This is a genomic window from Streptomyces olivochromogenes (genome assembly GCF_001514115.1).
GTDB classification, from domain to species: domain Bacteria; phylum Actinomycetota; class Actinomycetes; order Streptomycetales; family Streptomycetaceae; genus Streptomyces; species Streptomyces olivochromogenes.
In genome coordinates, this window is record NZ_KQ948470.1 from 1 (window position 1) to 15823 (window position 15823).

A 15823-nucleotide genomic window follows, 5' to 3' on the forward strand; every position below is an offset into this window, starting at 1 on the left:
CCTAGCGCGCGAAGTCGCGACCTACGCCGAGCATCGGCTGAGCACCTATCTCTACGAGAGCGGCCGCGAGCTGAAGGAGCTGTATCGCGGCAACGGCAACTCCTGGACGGGACTGCTCCGGCGTGCTGGACTCCTCAATGGCGAGCCTCCAGAGGGCGAAGCGGCTCTGCTTAAACGCGTGCCTGCCTTCCTCCACGTTGACGACCCTCTGCGCGTCGATGCGTACACCCGCATGTTGGAGGATGACGCCCCTTCGTACGGCGAACTCGACGAGCGGGGACAGGCCTACGCTCGGATGCTCTTCTTCCAGCTCTGGCCTCTCGGAGGCGTCACCCGCAAGGGATTCAAGGATTACGACACTGGCTTCGCAGCACTCCGAGCCCAGCACGCCGTACGCAGCGAGCTTCGCCAGGTGCTTGAGTACAACCTCGCCCATACCGAGCACGTCCCGATCCCGCTCCTTGGCATCGGCGGCCAAACTGGTCTCCCGTTGACCATCCACGCCTCCTACAGCAGAGAGGAGATCCTCCCCGCACTCGGCCAGTCCTACATCGGCGGCTTCATGCCGGGCGATTTCCGCGAGGGCGTGAAGTGGTGTGAGTCCGCGAAGACCGATGCCCTGATGATCACTCTGGACAAGGACGACAAGGACTTCTCTCCCCAGACCCGCTACCACGACTACGCGCTGAGCGAGACCCTCTTCCACTGGGAGTCCCAGAACCAGACCTCGGCCACATCCGCCACGGGCCTGCGCTACCAACACCACAAAGCCGAAGGCAGCCACGTCCTACTGTTCGTCCGCCGCTACAAGAGCACCGACATCGGCGGAGCCCAACCGTGGATGCTGCTCGGCCCAGCTGAGTACGTCGAACACAAGGGGAGCAAGCCGATGGCGATTACGTGGAAGTTGGCACACGAAATCCCAGCGGACGTCTGGACGTACTCCGCCATTGCTGCTGGGTGATCGTCGCTCTTCATGTCCTACTCCACCCCCGCCTCGAAGTGCATCTGGGCCCGGTCGAGGGCTTCATCGGCGTCAACGCCATGTACGCGAAGCCAGTGCAGGAGGTCAGCGATGACTTCGATCGCCGCCTCCTGCGCTACGGTCACGCTTAACGGGCTTGGGCCCTGAATACCGGGCAGCTTCGCTGCGCCGTAGAGGCCCAGCATCGATCCTGCTCTTGCCACACGAACATCCCTGCTGTGGCCATTGGGCGAAGTTAGTCCGGTGGACAGCTCGCACCAGGTGACCTTTCGGTCGGGGTGGAGTTGGACACCCCAGCGGTCGGCGGTGGCATCGACGAGAGCCATGCCCCGTCCGCCTTCGGACTCGACTCCCGCCTGGATGAGAGTTGGCAGGGCACGGGTGTCAGGGTCTTGGACCTCGATGCGCAAGTAGGTGCCGTTCATGGAGACGGCGAGTGTGGTCGGGGTGCCGGCGCCCACGTGCGTGATGACATTGGAAACCAGCTCGGTAACACACAGTTGGGCTGCCTCAGCGATCTCGTGCAGGCCCCAGAGCCCCAGATGAAGCCGCATGATGCGACGCAGAGCTGACACCTCCCTCGGCTCCGCTACGAACGGGATGTCCCACGGCTTCCTCGGCACACAACCCGCACAGTCCATGCCTCAAGTCCTCTCCTCGCACGTCAAGTTGCACCTCGCAATCGATGCAACACTGAGAGTGACACTGGAACTCTCAAAATGGAACTCTCATCACGTCATTGAGGGAGCGGGCAGGAGCGCAGCCACCTTTCGCGCGCCCCGGCGCACGCTGTGTTGCTGTCACGATCGGGCAGGCAGCAGGATCTGAGAGATCAACACGAAAGGTGCGGGATATGCCAGTTGGGCCCACCACTCGCAGACGCCAACTTGGCGCCGATTTGCGCCGCCTCCGTGAACGCAAGGGCCTGACCTTGGAGGAAGCCGGAGCACGGGTAGGCATCTCAAAGGCTACGCTCAGCCGCTACGAGACCAAGGAAGGATCAGTCAAGTGGCCTGCCGTTGACGCACTGTGCCGTGAGTACGGCACGTCCGACGAGGAACGCCTCGCACTCGTCGAACTCGCGAAGGGCGCCAAGATCCAAGGCTGGTGGAGGTCGCTCGCCGACCCCATCCCCGAGTCTATGAATCTCATGCTCACGCTTGAGGATGAGGTAGTGCGCGAAGACCACTACGCGTGCATGTACATCCCCGGCCTCCTCCAGACCCGCGACTACGCCGAGGCCGTACACCGCGCCTCGGAGATGCAGTGTTCAGAGAGGGAGGTACAGCACATGGTCGAAATCCGCATGAAACGACAAGAACTCCTTCTGCGTGATGAACCGCCACACATCTGGTGCGTGATCGACGAGGCGGCGCTTCGACGCGGTGTCGGCGGACGCAAAGTCATGCACGAGCAACTTCAGCATCTTCTGGCCATGTCGGAACTGCCCCACGTCACTGCGCAAGTACTTCCCTTCTCAACAGGAGCTCACGCAGCAGCAGTTGGCAGCTTCGTCGTCTTGCGCGGCCCCTCTCCCGAGTTGGACGTGGTGTACGTAGACATCCTTGGCGGCGGGCTCTTCATGGAGAAGCCCCAGGAACTTGGGCGCTATAGGTTGGCGTTCGAGTACCTGAGCGCTCAGGCACTCGATCTCGAGTCCTCTGCTGCGCTCGTCCATCGCATAGACAAGGAGTCTTGATGCCCGGACCGCTGGAGCCCCACTGGTTCAAGTCGTCCTACAGCGGCGGTAGCGGCACCGAATGCGTCGAGTGCTCGCCCACGAGAGAGGGCACCCTCGTGCGTGACTCCAAGGATCCAACCGGCCCGATGGTCACCATAGGAAGCGGCGCCTGGCGGAGTTTTATAGGACAGTTGAGCCACCGGGTTTGGGGACGTTAACGATGGGCGGCCCTGGGCCACGACTGCGCCAGTTCGCCGGCGTCGTAGTTCTCCCTGTGTAACGGCATCGATGACCTCGCGCTTAGCCGGGCGCTGGTGCTATATGTGCCAGCCGAGGATTCGCGCAATCACCCACCGCTTCGGCAAGGGATGACATCCGGTGACCGAGGGCCGCTTGACGCTCCAGCCAGGTTCCCGTTGAACAAGTGCCGCTTCCGCCGCTCCGTAGATGCTTGCCGCAGTCGCCCTCCGCTTACGGGGCACCCAAGGCCGCCCGGTTTTCCCGAGGATGGCGGTTCCGGGGTGAGCGTCAAGAGCGCCCTTCGGGCGTCGGCTGCGCCGATTGCGCTGCGCTCCACTCTTGACTCTCACCCCTCCACCGCGGAGTGCTCTTGGCCGGGCGGCCCGAAAGGGGGCGGCGGGAGAAGTGGGGGGAGGTTTCTTCGCGTTGCCGGGTGCCGGAAATTTGCGGCTTGGGGGACGCCTATGGCCTTCCGCGCACGCCGGGTTGGTTTGGCGGCTTCCGGATGGTGGGTGGGTCGAGAGCACGTCTGGGGTGGTCCGGGTGGACCAGGACGCCGGTCGTCTTGGCCTGGCACCGGTTGCGATGACGCGCCGCGTGGGCTGGCGGCTGGCCGGCGGCAGGCGGAGTTCCCGGTTCCGGGGTGGATCATTCTGACGGATGAAATGTGGCAATGAGCTGGGGATATCACTCTCCGTGAGCGATAATGGAGGGGTTGGATCGTTGGTGGGTGGGTGAGGTGCGGCGCTCTCATGGGAACGGGGGTGAGCGCGGTGGCTGTTGTGGTGGAGTCCGAAGTCGATGTGTCGTCTGCGGTGACAGATGAGTGGATCGCTGAATTACGGTCGTGCGCACCTTCGGTGGAGACCCTGGGGTTGCTGGTCGAGTTGACCGGTGAGCGGCTTTCGGCGCGGGGGCGGATTGATGCCCTGGCTGTGTTCGAGAGGCATCTTGCCTGGATGCAGGGGATGCAGGTCGAGGTGTTGGCGGCTATTGGGGATTACGCGGATTCTGGGGCCGATGCTGCCGCAGCCGGTGAGGCGTTCGATGCTCGGCTACTGCGGGAGTGGGACGCCGCGAGCGATGAAGTGGCTTGTGCCTTGCGGCTGGCCGGCGGCACCGCTTCGCGGCGGCTCGACGTGGCGCAGCAGCTGTGCGCTCGGTATCCGGCGACTCTGGGGCTACTGAAGCGTGGGGAGATCTCCTATCTGCAGGCTGAGGCCGTCACGGAATCGTGTGCGGTGCTCGAGCCGGAGACGGCTGGGCAGGTTGAGGCCGTCGTGATCGCGAAGATGCCGGAGTTGGCCGTCGGGCAGACGCGGGCCTTGTTGCGTCGGCAGATTCATAAGGCCGATCCGGACGGGGCTGATGAGCGGCATCGGCGGCGCAAAGCGGATCGGGAGACTGTCCTTTATCCGCGAGAGGATGGGATGGCCCTGTTCGGCGCCGTTCTGCCTGCTGAGCAGGCCGCCGAGATGGGACAGGCCGTCGATGCACACGCGGCCACGTTCGACAATGACGGGCGGACTCTGGCGCAGAAGCGTGCCGACGCGTTGTACGACCTTGTGGTCAACCGGAATGGCGTGGTGGGCGATTGCGCGAGTCCGGTGCGGGGGCGGGCTGCTGCCGTCGTGCAGGTCACGGTGCCTCTTGATGTTCTGGTGGGGGCCGAGGACGGGCCTGCCGAGCTGAAGGGGTACGGGCCGATCACCGCGGGGCAGGCGCGTGAGATCGCCTTCGCTCCGGGGACGATCTGGCGGAGGCTTCTTACCGATCCTGGCAGTGGGCTGCTTGTGAAGGTCGATCCGACAACCTATCGGCCCACGGCTGATGCCGAGCGGCAGGTCGTCGCGCGCGACCAGTACTGCGCCTTTCCCAGTTGTCGGATGCCTGCGCATCGCTGCGATGTCGATCACGTCGTACCGTTCGATCACGAGCGTCCTGAGGCGGGTGGGCTGACGGTTCCTGAGAATCTGCAGCCGTTGTGTCGGCGGCATCATCGGCTGAAGACTCACCATCCCGGGTGGAGGGTGACGCGGGATCCGCATACCGGGATTGCCAGTTGGACGAGTCCCACCGGGCATACGTACAGGAATGCGCCGCCCGTTTATCGGGAGTGAGTGAGGTTTTCTCACTGACCGGCGGTGAGGAACAGAGCTCCGACTAGAACTGACACGAGGATCTCGTAGCCGAGGACGATGCAGGCCAGGGCCAACACTCCCTTCTGCCACAGACGCGGTCCGCGGTAGGGAAGGAGCGGTGGCTGGTCCGAGGGTTGGAGCGCCGCTTCGGCCGGGGTCGTGCCAATCTCCGCGTGGGTGCGCCACCAGTGACGTAGCGTTTGGATCTTGGCTTCGAACTCCGAGTCCCAGAGCACGCGTCCGACGCGCGGTACCGGCAATGGCGTTCGGCGACTGCTCGCTTCAAGAATGACTAGCCTGCGCCCGCCGCGGTGGCGCTCGACGGCGATCCCTTGAATCTCGTCCCAGGGAACGGTTCGGGGCCGCAGCCCTCGTATGACCAGGTGGTCGGCAGTGAGGATGACGCCTCTGCCGAAGCTCAGGAAGCCCGCGCCCAGCAGCAGCGAGATCGCGACGAGTGCGCCGAGCGTGCGGCCAAGAAGCGTCGGGAGATCAGCGCCGGGCCCCTCGGCGAACCCCACCATCACCGCATCAGCCGCAAGCCAGCCGAGCAGCAGGACCGTGGGCACCGACCGGCTTGGCGCAGGTCGCATGCCCAGTCGCTCGGGCAGCCGGCCGTAGGTATACCCCCAGGCGCCGAGTTCACCAGCTGTGTCTTCGACTTGGGCCGCGCCGCCGTTGGCGAGCCACCAGCTTCGGATGGTCGCGACCTTGTCGTCGAACCGGCGGTCGCGGGACAGGAAACCGGAGCTTGGCATTCGTAGCGGGGTGCGGCGTCCATCCGTCTCGTAGAGGACCACCCGCCGTCCGCCGGTGAACGGCTCGACCGCGACCTCGGCCACGTTGGCCCACGGGATGGTCCGGCGGCGCAGGTTGTGGACGACGACCGCCTCAGAGGTCAGAGTTACCCCGACGTAGCGGCTCAGCACCCACAGTTCGAGCGAGACAAAGAACAGCAGCACCATGGCCAGAACCCGCGAATCGAACGGCAGGCCGGGTAGCCCGGGTCGCTGGTGCGCCCACAGCAAGGGGTTCGACAACTGCATCAGCATGGCGGCGCCGAGGATCAGGCCCAGTGGCAGGGACTGCTGCCACGAAGCCCGATAGCGGACTCGGCCGACCATTCCCGACGATTCCGCTCCGCCATTACGGGCTTCCTGGTTCACAGCTGTTCCACCCCTGCCGCACGAACAACGCGGGGCATCATGCCTGGCCAGGAACTGTTCGCGCAATGGCTGTCGACGGCCCCAGCCCGACAGAGCAACTGGCAGCCAGGGCGAGGACGTGCCTTCTGCTCATAGCGCCCACAGCGCTACTCCCGCTCCGGCCTGGTTCGGCGGGCAGCTTCCAGTGGAGGCCGCGCCTTGGGTCGGCACGCCGGAAATTCTGCGACTTGCTCCATGACTCCCGTGCCCCTGGGGCGACTTGCTTCTCGACGTGTGGTGACCGGGAGCTGAGCACGGCGATCGTGCCGTCAGAACACGGTGATCGTGTGCGAGGTCTTGACAGGAGCTTGGGCGCGCGGCCACCTTTGGCAACGTTGTCAGACGCTCTGGCAACGTTGTCACGCCAACGGCTCCGGCGCCTCCGCGTGTTCGTCGGCCGCGCTGTTTTCTGATGGGACTCACGTTCATGGCAGGTCAGTCACATGCGCCGCGGGATCCTTCCGGTCCTTCCCGGCGGTCGGTGGTCACTACGGGTTCGACTCTTCTCGGCGGGTTTGGGCTGAACGCTCTGTTCCCGGCGACGAGTACGGCCGCCGAGCGCGGCGACGCGCTCACCGCGGCGGCGCCGTCCGGTGAACTCGCCGCCTACCGCCCCGTCAAGGTCTCCTCGACGGACTACGCGGCGACTCCGGGCGAGTTCGTGGTCGACCGTCTCGCGTCGCCCGGGGTCCGGGGAAGCGGATGGCGCGCGGCGGCGGGTGACGATCCGCAGTGGATCTCGGTCGATCTTCAGGCCGACTGCCAGGTGACGCGGGTCCGGCTCACCTTCGAGGCCGACGCGAGCGATCCGGTTTTCACTCCCCCGGCCACCGGCAACCCGGCCGACGGCACCACCGGTAAGGAGATCCTGTCCAGCTACGCGCTCGCCTTCGTGGTCGAGACGTCCAGGGACGGCAGCTCCTGGACGAGCGCGTACCGCACGACCGCCGGTACGGGCGGGGTGGTGGACATTCCGCTGACCCGGTCCGTGACGGCGCGGTGGGTGCGGATGACGGCGCAGCGGCGGTCCAGTCCCAACCCGCTCGGGCTGAACGGGTTCGAGGTGTACGGCACCGTCGGTGGCCGGCGGCCCTCGGCCACCGGCTGGACCGACTGGGGGACCCATCACGGCGAGGCTCCCCGGCTGGCCGTCGCGGCGGACGGCACGGTGCCGTTGGAGTCCGGCTGGCGGCTGACCCTGGACGACTGGGCCGAAGGCGCGGGTCCCGACCTGTCGAAACCGACCGTGGACACCAGCGGCTGGCTGCCCGCCACCGTGCCCGGCACGGTCCTCGCGTCACTCGTCGATCAGGGAAAGCTCCCGGACCCGGTCGCCGGTCTGAACAATCTGCACATCCCTGAGGCGCTCTCCCGCCATTCCTGGTGGTACAAGCGTGACTTCGACCTGCCGTCCGGTCTGCGCACCGGCCATGGCCGCAGGGTCTGGCTGGAGTTCGACGGCATCAACCATCAGGCCGACATCTGGCTCAACGGCCACCAGGTGGGAGGGCTCACCTACCCGTTCGCCCGCTCGGCCCATGACGTGACGGAGTTGCTCGCCGAGAAGGGGACGAAGGGGCAGAACGCGCTGGCGGTGAAGATCACGCCGATGCCCGTTCCCGGCAGCCCGGGGGACAAGGGTCCCGCCGGGGAGTCCTGGGTGGACGCGGGCGCGGGTCAGATGAATCTCAACTCGCCCACGTATCTGGCCGCTTCGGGGTGGGACTGGATGCCCGCCGTACGGGACCGCGTCTCGGGGATCTGGAACCATGTCCGGCTGAGATCCACGGGGCCCGTGGTCATCGGCGACCCCCGGGTGGACACGGTTCTGCCGGACCTGCCCGACACCTCCGTCGCCGAAGTCACCCTCACCGTCCCGGTCCGCAACGCCGACGCGGCCGAGCACACCACGACCGTCTCCGCGTCCTTCGGCGACATACGTGTCTCCAAGGCCGTCACCGTCCCGGCCGGCCGGAGCGTCGACGTCACCTTCGCCCCGGACGCCTTCAGCCGGCTGCGGCTGCGCAACCCCGCACTGTGGTGGCCCAACGGGCTCGGCAGCCCCACCCTCCACGACCTCACCCTGGCCGCCTCGGTCGACGGGACGGAGAGCGACCGGCGCACCACCCGCTTCGGTATCCGCCAGTTCGGCTACGAGTACGACGTGCCGCTGCCCTTCACCTCGTCCGGCGACGCCTGCACCCAGTCGCTGGCGGTCGGCAGGCAGCAGGCCCGCTATGTACGGGTCAGGTGCCTGACCCGGGCCACGGACTGGGGCAACTCCCTGTGGACCCTGTCCGTGACCGACAGCGGCAGGTCGGGTACCGACCTCGCCCTGCACGCGAGCGCCACCTCCTCCACGACGGACGGCGACGACCACGGCCCCGGCAACGTCACCGACGGTGACCCCGGCACCCGCTGGTCCTCGGCCTACCAGGACGATCAGTGGATCCGCGTGGACCTCGGCTCCCAGCAGTCCTTCGACGGCGTCGACCTCGTGTGGGAGCAGGCCTACGCCCGGACGTACGTGGTCCAGGTGTCCACGGACGACTCGACCTGGACGGACGTGAAGTCCGTCGACAACACCGCCGTACCGCTGCCGTTCAACACCGACCGGGCGAGCCTGCAGGTGGAGGACTTCACCGCCCGTACGGCCCGCTTCGTGCGGATCAACTGCGGTGTGCGCCACACCAGCTGGGGCAACTCCCTCTGGTCCCTGTCAGTGATCGACAGTTCCCGTCCGGGCACCGACCTGGCCCTGCACAAGGCGGCCACGGCCTCCACGGAGGAGTCCGACCATCCGGCCGCGGCCGCCACCGACGGCAGCCCCGACAGCCGGTGGTCGTCGCAGTACGAGGACCACCAGTGGATCCAGGTCGACCTCGGCTCCGCCCAGAGTTTCGACCGGGTGGCCATCCTGTGGGAGCAGGCCTACCCGAAGACGTACGTCATCCAGGTGTCGTCCGACGGTGACAGCTGGACGGATGTGAAGTCCGTGGACAACAGCCCGGTGCCGCTGAAGATCAGCGTGAACGGCGTACGGGTGCTGGCCCGGGGCGGCAACTGGGGCTGGGACGAACTGCTGCGGCGGATGCCGGCCGAGCGGATGGACGCGGCGGTGCGCATGCACCGCGACATGAACTTCACGATGATCCGCAACTGGGTCGGCAGCATCAACCGAGAGGAGTTCTACGCCAGTTGCGACGAGCACGGCATCCTGGTGTGGAACGACTTCCCCAATGCCTGGGCCATGGACCCGCCGGACCATGACGCGTTCAACGCGATCGCGCGCGACACCGTCCTGCGCTACCGCATCCATCCGTGCGTGGTCGTGTGGTGCGGCGCCAACGAGGGCGACCCGCCGGCCGCCATCGACAAGGGCATGCGCGACGCCGTCGAGCAGCAGGCCCCCGGCCTCCTCTACCAGAACAACTCCGCCGGAGGCATCATCACCGGCGGCGGCCCCTACAACTGGGTGGAGCCCGAGAAGTACTACGACCCGTCGACCTACGGCAGCAACAGCTTCGGATTCCACACCGAGATCGGCATGCCGGTCGTCTCCACCGCCGAGAGCATGCGCAACCTGGTCGGCGACGAGAAGGAGTGGCCGATAGGCGGAGCGTGGTACTACCACGACTGGAGCGAACACGGGAATCAGGCTCCGCAGCAGTACCGGGCGGCGATCGAGGCGCGCCTGGGCACCGCGACGGACCTCGACGACTTCGCCGGCAAGGCGCAGTTCGTCAACTACGAGAACGCGCGCAGCATGTTCGAGGCGTGGAACGCCCACCTGTGGGACGACGCCAGCGGCCTCATGCTGTGGATGTCCCACCCCGCCTGGCACAGCACCGTCTGGCAGACCTACGACTACGACTTCGACGTCAACGGCACCTACTACGGTGCCCGCACCGCCTGCGAGCCCCTGCACGTCCAGGCCGACCCGCTGAAATGGCAGCTCCTCGTGGTGAACCACACGCGCGGGAAGGTCGAGGGCGCGACCGTCACCGCCCGGCTGTACGACCTCGCCGGTCGCCGGATCGGCGGGACCAGGCAAGCCGTGGTCGATGTCGCCTCGGCCTCCACCACAACCGCCTTCGCCGTGGACTGGACCGACGACCTGCCCGATCTGCACCTGCTGCGTCTGACCCTCGAGGACCACGCGGGTCGTACGCTCTCGGCCAACACCTACTGGCGCCATCGGACCCCGGCCGCGATGAAGGCACTCAACGATCTCCCGCGGGTCAGGCTCTCGGCCTCGATCACGCGCGCGACGCACTCCGGTACCGGTACCGGTGCCCGACGTGAGCTGACCGCTGTCGTCAAGAACCGCGGGTCGGCCCTCGCCTCGATGGTACGGCTGTCGCTGCTGGACGATCACAGCGGTGAGCGCGTCCTGCCGACGCTGTACAGCGACAACTACCTCTGGCTGCTGCCCGGCGAGTCGCGGACGGTCACCCTGTCCTGGCCGGCTCACGCGCTGCCGTCGAACCGTCCGGCGCTCAGCGTGTCCGCCTACAACAGTCCCCGCACGGTCGCCCGGGGGTAGTGCGGAGGTGGGGCGGGGGTAGGGCGGTCGTCGGGTGTCCGTTCGTGCGCGTTAGCCTCGGTTTGTTCGAAAGACGCAGGCAGGAGCGGGAGGCAGCAATGGCGAAGGTACCGGCCGCGGCGGTGGCCGCGGGTGGGCTCATCGGCGGGTACGGCGTGGCCCGGTGGACCAAGAAGCGGCAGCTCGGCGGGGTGGTACTGGCGGCCGCCGGGGCCACGGCCGCGCAGCAGTGGCGGCGGCAGGCCGGCGGGAAGGCCGCCGGGGCGCTGACCGTCGCGTACGTCGCCGCCTTCGCCGGGTCCCACCCGCTGGCCAAGAAGGTGGGCGCCTGGCCCTCCGTGTTCGGCGTCGCCGGTGCCGTGGCCCTCGCCTCGTGGGCCGTGTCCGACCGACGGGCCTGAGCAACCATCGCCACGGGCCCGAGGGCCTGAGGCCTACGAGGCCGCGGCAGCGGACACGGATTCCGGGACCGGGACCGAGGTCGGGACCGGGACCGGGACCGGGGTTGGTCCCGTGCTCTGGAACGCGCGGCGGTATGCGTACGGGCTCGTTCCCACCACCCGCTTGAACCGCTCCCGGAACGCCGTCGGGGAGCCGAACCCCGCCTGGGTCGCGATGCGTTCGACCGGGTACGTCGTCGTCTCCAGGAGGTACTGGGCGCGGCGGACCCGGGCGCGGTGCAGCCACTGAAGCGGTGTGGTGCCGGTCTGGTCGCGGAAGCGGCGGTTGAGCGTACGGGTGCTCATCCCGGCGTGGGCGGCGATGTCCTCCAGGGTCAGCTCACGCTCCGCGTTCTCCTCCAGCCAGGCGAGGAGGGGCTCCATCGTGGTGCCGGCCGGTACCGGGGGCTGGTCGTGGATGATGAACTGGGCCTGGCCGCCCTCCCGTTCGAGCGGTATGACCGACATCCGGGCCGCGTGCGCGGCGACCGCCGAACCGTGGTCGTTGCGGATCATGTGCAGGCACATGTCGAGGGCGGCGGCCGCCCCCGCCGAGGTGAGGAACTGGCCGTTGTCGACGTAGAGGACGTTCGGGTCGACGGTCACGGCGGGGTACCTGGCCGCCAGGTCCTGCGCCGCGACCCAGTGGGTGGTGGCGCGCAGCCCGTCCAGCAGGCCGGTGGCGGCGAAGACGAAGGCGCCGACGCAGATCGAGGCGATCCGGGTGCCGTTCGCGGCCGCCGCGCGCAGCGCCTCCGTCACACCCGGCGGGAGCGGGGCGGTCGGGTCGGCGACGCCGGGCAGGATGATCGTGTCGGCCTCGGCCAGCGCCTCCAGGCCGTAGGGGGCGCGGATCGTGAACGGGCCCGCGCTCACCTCCTCCTCCGCCGTCGGCGAGCAGACCCGGATCCGGTAGGGCTCCCGGCCGTCCGGCAGCCGGGCCCAGCCGAAGGTGTCGATCGGGGCGGAGAGGTCGAACGGGATGACCTGGTCGAGCGCCAGTACGGCCACGGTGTGCATGGCAAGAGCGTAGGCATACGACGGATTGCGGCCAAGGGGGGCTCGTGGCCTCATAGGGTGCCGACAGCTTCGTAGAGCTGCGTAGAGCTGCGTAGAGCTGCGTAGAGCTGCGTAGAGCTGCGTTCGAGGCGCCGATTCCCTGTGGCACCGCGGCTGGCGAGAATCCGTTGGACCCTGGCAGAAGTGCCGCTTCCGCAAGATCGCGCACGCCCCTAGCGTCGGCCCGTGAACAAGTTCCTTCTCGCCGTGCACGTCCTCGCCGCGATCGTCGCCGTCGGGCCCGTCACCGTCGCCGCCAGCATGTTCCCGCCCAGTGCGCGCAAGGCGCTCGCCGAGCCCGGAGACGCCCAGGCCCTCTCCACCGTGCGGGTGCTGCACCGCATCTGCCGTCTGTACGCGACGGTCGGCGTCGCCGTGCCCGTGTTCGGGTTCGCCACGGCCAAGAACATGGGCGTGCTCGGCGACACCTGGCTGATCGTCTCGATCGCGCTGACGGCCCTGGCCGCCGTCGTCCTCGCCGCGCTGGTCCTGCCCCGGCAGACCGCGCTCATGGAAGGCATAGAGGGCGTGGAGGCCGTGGAGGAGCGCAGAGAGGGAGGCGTGGGGGCAGGCGGGGAAGGCGTGGCGAACGCCGGAGTGAGCCGTGTCGGCCCGCGGGACACCGCCCGGCTCGCCATGTTCACCGGGCTCTTCAACCTCCTCTGGGCCACCGTCACGATCCTGATGATTGTCCGACCGGGGTCGACCACGGGCGCTTAGCCCTAGGATCCGGCTCATGCATGGACAGGTGCACGGACCACACGATCCGTCGACGCCCTCGGCCCCGGCGGCCTACCTCGCCACCCTGGAGGGCCGGCTGACGGCCGACGGGTGCGCCACCCGCTGGGAGGACTGGGCCGGGGTGCCCGTGCTGGTGGGGCGACGGTCGGACTTCCGGCTGCGCTGGATGGCGACGAAGCTGTATCTGTTCACCGTGGCCGCGGCGGTTCCGGAGATCACCGTGCCCGTCGTCGAGGGCTTCACCGAGCAGGTGACGAAGTACGCCAAGGACACCAAGGGCGGCCTGCCCGTCGGTCTGCAGAACGGGGTCGGCGCCTTCCCCGTCCTGGTCAGCGACCGTGTCGACCCGGCCGCCGTGCGGTGGGCGGAGGAGCGCCAGCGTGTCCGGTTCGCCTGTATGACACGGCCCGTCGTGGTCGACAGCTCCCGCGCGTACGTGGGCATGTACCGCGGCAAGCCGGCCCTCGGGCGCGTCTACGCCACGTACTTCATCGAGAAGGGCTCGCGGTACTTCTACGGTCCGTGAGCCGTCGCCTTCCTCGGTCCGTGAATCGTCGCTTCCACGGTCCGTGAATCGTCACTTCAACGGTCCGTGAGTCGCCGCTTCCACGGTCCGTGAGTCCTCCCCCCGCTGGGCCCCCGCCGGGCGTTCACCACCACCGGGCGAGGCTGAGCGCCTCGTCCGACGAGTCCCAGGAGTCGCCGGAGTCCCCGGAGCCCGAGGAACTCGCCCAGTCCGCCGCCCGGTACCGCCTCGCCACCGCCGTCGCGATCAGCACCCCCGCCGCGACCACCAGCGTGAAGAACGCCCAGGTGAGCGGCCAGACCGCCGCGTCCGGGGGCTCCGGGTGGGAGTGGAAGGAGAGGTACATGAGTGCTGCCGGTGGTCCCGCCACCAGGAGCAGGGGCCAGGCCAGCGCGTCCCGGCGGCCGAGGTAGGCGGCCAGGAGCAGCAGGGCCACACCGAGCAGGACGGCGCCGAGGACGGTCACCGAGGTCGTCTCGGTGACCGACCCGGTCGCCCCGGGGCGGTTGCGCAGGTCCCAGGGGAGGCAGAGGAGGTACGCCGCGCCGGAGAGGGCGGCGCCGAGCACGCGCGTCAGCCAGCGTTCCGGCCAGGGGCGCGTTCGCAGAGGGCCTAACAGCTTCTCGGTCATGCGTACGAGGGTTGCCGCCCGGACGGCGGCCCGACAGAGTACGCGTACTCAGGTTCCCGAACTCAGTTCCCGTACTCGGCCCGAACTCGGTTCCCGTACTCAAGAATCGGCGGGTGCCACCGTCGACAGCGGGGGCGCGATGTCCTCCAGCGAGCGCCGTTCGGCGTTCACCGCCAGGAACGCGGCGACCAGGCCCGCCGCGCACATCAGGCCCGCGCCGATCTGGAAGGCCAGCACGGTGTCGCCGACCACGCCGGACTGGGTGAGGTCCGCGAAGACCAGCGGTCCGCTGATGCCGCCGGCCGCCGTGCCGATGGCGTAGAAGAAGGCGATGGCCATCGCGCGGGTCTCCATGGGGAAGATCTCGGAGACCGTGAGGTAGGCGCTCGACGCGCCCGCCGAGGCGAAGAAGAGGGCCACGCACCAGCAGGCCGTCAGGGTCACCGCGCTCAGCGAGCCCCGGCCGAACAGCCAGGCCGTGCCGAACAGCAGCAGCCCGGAGAGCAGATACGTCGACGAGATCATCCGGCGGCGGCCGACCGTGTCGAAGAGCTTGCCGAGCAGCAGCGGGCCGAGGAAGTTGCCGAGCGCGATCACGGCGAAGTAGTAGCCGGTGGAGCCCACCGGAATGTCGTAGAACTTCGTCAGGATCGCGCCGAAGCCGAAGGTGATCGCGTTGTAGAGGAACGCCTGGCCGATGAAGAGGGAGAGGCCGAGCGCGGCGCGTTTGCGGTAGGTCGCGAGGACCGTGCGGGCGATGGTGAGGAAGCCGATGGTCTTGCGCTGGTGGATGGTGATCTCCCCGGCGGGGGGCGGCAGTTCGCGGCCGCCGAGGTCGGCGCGGACCCGTTCCTCCACCGAGGCCACCAGTTGCTCGGCCTCCTCCTGTCTGCCGTGGATCAGCAGCCACCGTGGGCTCTCCGGGACATTGCGGCGTACGACGAGGATGACCAGGCCGAGGACCACACCGAGGGCGAAGGTCAGCCGCCAGCCGATGTTCGCCGGGAAGAGGGCGGTGTCCAGCGCGACGATCGACAGCAGGGAGCCGCCGATCGCGCCCAGCCAGAAGCTGCCGTTGATGATCAGGTCGACCCGGCCGCGGTACTGGGAGGGGATCAGTTCGTCGATCGCGGAGTTGATGGCCGCGTACTCGCCGCCGATGCCGAAGCCCGTGAGGAAGCGGAAGGTGAAGAACCACCAGGGTTCGAAGGAGACGGCTGTCAGGGCCGTGGCCCCCAGATACACCGCCAGGGTGACCATGAACAGTTTCCTGCGGCCGAAGCGGTCGGTGAGGCGGCCGAAGAACAGCGCCCCCACGCACGCGCCGGCGACATAGAGGGCGGCCGCGGTGCCGGTGACCTGCGCGGAGGTGATCGGCAGGCCGCTGCCGGGCTCGGAGAGGCGTCCGGCGATGTTGCCGACGATCGTGACTTCCAGGCCGTCGAGGATCCACACCGTGCCGAGGCCGATCACCACGGTCCAGTGCCAGCGTGACCACGGGAGACGGTCGAGACGGGCGGGAACGGCGCTGGTGACCCGGCCCCCGGCTTGACCCCGGCCTTCCCCCCGGCCCTTCTCCTCAACGGTGGACATGAGGCTCCCTCCTCGTCGAGCGACGCCTGACCGGG

13 protein-coding genes are annotated in these 15823 nt (G+C 68.2%); 8 read left to right on the top strand and 5 right to left on the bottom strand.

What is annotated here, in order from left to right; all coding sequences use genetic code 11:
- The coding region (locus AQJ27_RS38800) for a DUF3427 domain-containing protein (protein ID WP_159064504.1) at positions 1–964 on the top strand (964 nt) is incomplete at its 5' end.
- Between the two features lie 17 nt (positions 965–981).
- Here the strand turns inward: AQJ27_RS38800 and AQJ27_RS38805 are convergent.
- Entirely contained in the window at positions 982–1626 is a 645-nt protein-coding gene (locus AQJ27_RS38805) for an ATP-binding protein (RefSeq protein WP_067379685.1), read from the bottom strand.
- Positions 1627–1838: 212 nt separating this feature from the next.
- Here AQJ27_RS38805 and AQJ27_RS38810 point away from each other — a divergent pair, with 212 nt between their 5' ends.
- The 3 genes from AQJ27_RS38810 to AQJ27_RS38815 all read left to right on the top strand — a co-directional run bounded on the left by AQJ27_RS38810 (position 1839) and on the right by AQJ27_RS38815 (position 5026).
- Positions 1839–2684, top strand: a complete 846-nt coding sequence (locus tag AQJ27_RS38810) for a helix-turn-helix domain-containing protein (protein ID WP_067379688.1) — start codon at positions 1839–1841, stop codon at positions 2682–2684.
- Positions 2684–2884 (top strand): DUF397 domain-containing protein, encoded by a 201-nt coding sequence (locus AQJ27_RS53090; RefSeq protein WP_079065569.1) that lies wholly within the window; start codon positions 2684–2686, stop codon positions 2882–2884. Before AQJ27_RS38810 ends, AQJ27_RS53090 begins: the two co-directional genes overlap by 1 nt.
- Positions 2885–3679: 795 nt before the next feature.
- Positions 3680–5026: an HNH endonuclease signature motif containing protein gene (locus AQJ27_RS38815; RefSeq protein WP_235613757.1), complete on the top strand. Its 1347-nt coding sequence runs from the start codon at positions 3680–3682 to the stop codon at positions 5024–5026.
- 11 nt (positions 5027–5037) lie between these two features.
- On the opposite strand, the gene AQJ27_RS38820 is transcribed toward AQJ27_RS38815, so the two are convergent.
- Complete coding sequence (locus tag AQJ27_RS38820) at positions 5038–6213, bottom strand: hypothetical protein (RefSeq protein WP_159064505.1); 1176 nt, start codon at positions 6211–6213, stop codon at positions 5038–5040.
- 466 nt (positions 6214–6679) lie between these two features.
- On the opposite strand from AQJ27_RS38820, the gene AQJ27_RS38825 reads away from it, so the two are divergent.
- Together AQJ27_RS38825 and AQJ27_RS38830 are read left to right on the top strand one after the other, a co-directional pair.
- Positions 6680–10798 carry a discoidin domain-containing protein gene (locus AQJ27_RS38825; RefSeq protein ID WP_067380034.1) on the top strand — a complete coding sequence of 1373 codons (4119 nt, stop codon included), beginning with the start codon at positions 6680–6682 and terminating at the stop codon, positions 10796–10798.
- Between the two features lie 98 nt (positions 10799–10896).
- Positions 10897–11199 carry a hypothetical protein gene (locus AQJ27_RS38830; protein WP_054229723.1) on the top strand — a complete coding sequence of 101 codons (303 nt, stop codon included), beginning with the start codon at positions 10897–10899 and terminating at the stop codon, positions 11197–11199.
- Positions 11200–11232: 33 nt separating this feature from the next.
- Here AQJ27_RS38830 and AQJ27_RS38835 read toward each other — a convergent pair whose 3' ends face one another.
- Positions 11233–12258 carry a GlxA family transcriptional regulator gene (locus AQJ27_RS38835; protein ID WP_235613756.1) on the bottom strand — a complete coding sequence of 342 codons (1026 nt, stop codon included), beginning with the start codon at positions 12256–12258 and terminating at the stop codon, positions 11233–11235.
- Between the two features lie 225 nt (positions 12259–12483).
- On the opposite strand from AQJ27_RS38835, the gene AQJ27_RS38840 reads away from it, so the two are divergent.
- Together AQJ27_RS38840 and AQJ27_RS38845 are read left to right on the top strand one after the other, a co-directional pair.
- A complete protein-coding gene (locus AQJ27_RS38840; RefSeq protein ID WP_067379692.1) occupies positions 12484–13017 on the top strand; it encodes a DUF2269 family protein in 534 nt (177 codons plus the stop codon).
- A gap of 16 nt (positions 13018–13033) precedes the next feature.
- Entirely contained in the window at positions 13034–13564 is a 531-nt protein-coding gene (locus AQJ27_RS38845; protein ID WP_067379695.1) for a levansucrase, read from the top strand.
- A 124-nt stretch (positions 13565–13688) separates the two neighbouring features.
- Here the strand turns inward: AQJ27_RS38845 and AQJ27_RS38850 are convergent, their stop codons facing one another.
- Complete coding sequence (locus tag AQJ27_RS38850) at positions 13689–14195, bottom strand: hypothetical protein (protein WP_235613755.1); 507 nt, start codon at positions 14193–14195, stop codon at positions 13689–13691.
- A 99-nt stretch (positions 14196–14294) separates the two neighbouring features.
- Positions 14295–15788, bottom strand: a complete 1494-nt coding sequence (locus tag AQJ27_RS38855) for an MFS transporter (protein WP_067379698.1) — start codon at positions 15786–15788, stop codon at positions 14295–14297.
- Positions 15789–15823 lie beyond the last annotated feature (35 nt).